Below are 2,730 nucleotides of genomic sequence, written 5' to 3' on the forward strand. Positions count from 1 at the left end.
GGCATCCCGATGGACGTTTCATACTGCCCCTCCTGCTGTGGTGGTTTGGGTTGTGGGTGTGTACTTCTGGGTGCGGTCGGCGGTTTGGCGGGCCGAGGCTTCGATCTCGTCATTCCAGGGGATGCTCCAGCGACCTGAGGTGGTCCGTCGGGCGTGGAGCCGGTGGATGCGGATCCAGTAGTAGACCGCGTCGGCCGGGACGCCGAGCCGCATCGCGACGTCGTGGACGGTGAGGCAGCCGTGTACTTCTTCCGGCAGCGGGCGGGCGCCGGGGCCGGTGGGGTTGAGGTATCCGGAGCCGGCGATCCGGGCCCGGCAGTCGGCTTCGACGGTTTCGTTCCAGGTCACGCACCAGCGTCCGCTGCGGTCCTGGCGGGCGTCGAGACGGTGATGGGTGATCCAGTAGTAGGCGGCGCTGTAGGTGACGCCCAGGATCCGGGCCATGTCGTCGATGCCGATCTCTCCGTGCCGGTAGGGAACGGTGCGGGGCGCCCGGACGCGGTGGGTGTGGCGGGCCCAGCGCACTGCTTTGACGTCGAAGGGGCGCTTCTTTCCGGTGGTCAGGCCGGCTGCGTTGAGCTGGGCGACGAGTTCGTCGTCCGTGTGGGTGGGACCGAGCCGGGTGATCAGATCGATGGCAGCGGTCGGCGTGCGCAGGTCGTTGCGCATCACGCTGATTTCGTCGGTGGCGCCGGTGTGCCAGCGGATGCCGATCCTTGCTCGGTTTCGGTTGGGTTCGGGCAGTAGCGTGACATCCGCGATCAGTGTCCGCAGCAGGCGTTTGCGGTCCTTGTGGTGGGTGTCGGGTGCGTGCCAGAGACGGGGCAGGTCGGTGGCGAGCGCCTTGAGAGTGTCCGGTTCGGGCAGCGCCGGCCGGGCCTTGCGGACATCGTCCAAGGCTTGCTCGGCTTCGGCGAGGGCGGCGAGCTTGGCCTCCCAGCGGGTCTCCAAGGCACGGGCGACCAGGCGGTTTTCCGGTTCGACCCGGGTGAAGGCGCGTTCGGCGCGGTCGGCCTCGTAGCGGGCACGATCCAGGGCGAGTTCAGCGGCGCGATGGCCGCGGGTGTGCCGGTCGGCGACTTCGTTGGCGGCGGCCAGGGCGAGAGCGATCTGCTGCGGGGTGAGTGTGGCCAGCAGCCGCTCGGTGACCGCGTCGTCCAGAGTGTCTGCGGCGATGGAGCGGCAGGTTTCGGTGGCCTGCTGGTCGGCGCGGGAGGCGGAGCACTCGTAGGCGGCGCGGCCGCCGCGGTGGTAGCGGGTGGTCATCGGGCGCCCGCAGGAGCCGCAGAGCATGATCCCCTGACACAGGGCGAGGCCCTCGCGCGGCGGGTGGGCGCCGTCATGGGTGCAGTTCGCCTCCAGCCTGGCCTGGTTGTCCTCGTAGTCGTCCCAGGTGATGTAGCCATCGTGGTGGTCATGGATGACCACCGGCCACTCAGCCCGCGGCCGCAGTTGGATGCCGGTGTGGACGGTGCCGTCCGGGTCGACGCGCCGCCGGGTGATGTACCGGCCGTAGACGTATGTCCCTGCGTAGCAGGGATTGTTGAGCACCCCGAGGGCACGGGCGTGGGTCAGTCGGCCCCAGCGCAGCTGGCCGGCCCAGGTGCCACCGAAGGCCCGCAGGGGGAAGGGGCGGCCCACGAACGCGGAGACCACCGCGTAAGCCGAGCCGCCAGCGTTGAAGGCGGCGAACACGTCCGCGATCGTGGCCTGCACTTGCGCGTCCGGGTCCAGGACGCAAAGACCCTCGTCGTCGTAGACGTAGCCGACCGGCAGCGGGAAGCGCAGTTGGCCGCGTGCGGCCGCGGCCTTCTTGGCCCCGTGCATGCGGCAGGCCAGGATGTGCAGTTCGGCCTCGCTCATCTGGCCCTTCAGACCCAGCAGGAGGCGGTCGTTGATGTCGGCCAGGTCGTAGATGCCGTCGCCGTCGATGAGCAGGGTGTCGGTGAGCCGGGCCAGCTCCAGCAGCCGCGCGAAGTCCGCCGAGGACCTCGCCAGCCGGGAGACCTCCAGCCCGAAGACCGCTCCGGCCTCGCCCAGACAGACCTTCGCCACGACCTGGCGAAACCCCTCCCGGTCGGCGCCGAACCGGCCCGAGGCCCCCAGATCGGCGTCGATCACGGCTACGTTCGAGCGGGCCCAGCCCAGCCGGACCGCCTCGTCGGCCAGGCCGTATTGCCGCATCGTGGACTCGGTGTTCTCCCTGACCTGCACGAGCGTGGACTGCCGCAGGTAAATGACGGCCAGCCGATCGAGATGTGAACTGCGGATTTTCCCCTGGCTGTTCACCTCCGCCTCCCAGCACGGACTCCACCATGTTGGCCACCGCCATCACAGCCTCGCGACACACCTCGCTGGCTCCGGCCATGGTGCCTCGTTCCTGCCCGCAGCCCAACAGCGGCACGGTGCTGGTCTCTTGTCATCAGGATCCGCCTCCGTCCGTACCGGCGCGACGGCTGGCCAGCGCATCCACCAGTGCACGAGCGGCACTCAGGCCCCCGGCCGTGAGCCGGTGCTCGGCAGGACCCACGGCGCGGTCGGTCCACTCCCGGGGCAGGGTCACACTCCGCGATGCGCTGCTTGCGCAGACGAACACCACGGCTCCCGCCCGCCGCCTGGTGAACAACACCACCAAGCGCCGGCCCGCCAGCGGGTGGAACGGATGCGTGACCACCAGCGAACCCAAGGAATCACTGGACGATACGGCCCTATGCGATGACCGTGCCGACC

At 69.7% G+C, this 2,730-nt stretch carries 2 protein-coding genes; both read right to left on the reverse strand.

Annotation, left to right across the window (positions count from 1 at the left end):
• Positions 1 to 18 precede the first annotated feature (18 nt).
• Positions 19 to 2,289 carry a recombinase family protein gene (locus tag ACIRU3_RS47560; protein ID WP_404070689.1) on the reverse strand — a complete coding sequence of 757 codons (2,271 nt, stop codon included), beginning with the start codon at positions 2,287 to 2,289 and terminating at the stop codon, positions 19 to 21.
• A gap of 133 nt (positions 2,290 to 2,422) precedes the next feature.
• Complete coding sequence (locus ACIRU3_RS47565; protein WP_404070691.1) at positions 2,423 to 2,674, reverse strand: DUF5372 family protein; 252 nt, start codon at positions 2,672 to 2,674, stop codon at positions 2,423 to 2,425.
• Positions 2,675 to 2,730: the final 56 nt, after the last annotated feature.

This window comes from Streptomyces sp. NPDC101151, assembly GCF_044768335.1.
In the GTDB taxonomy this organism is placed as follows: domain Bacteria; phylum Actinomycetota; class Actinomycetes; order Streptomycetales; family Streptomycetaceae; genus Streptomyces.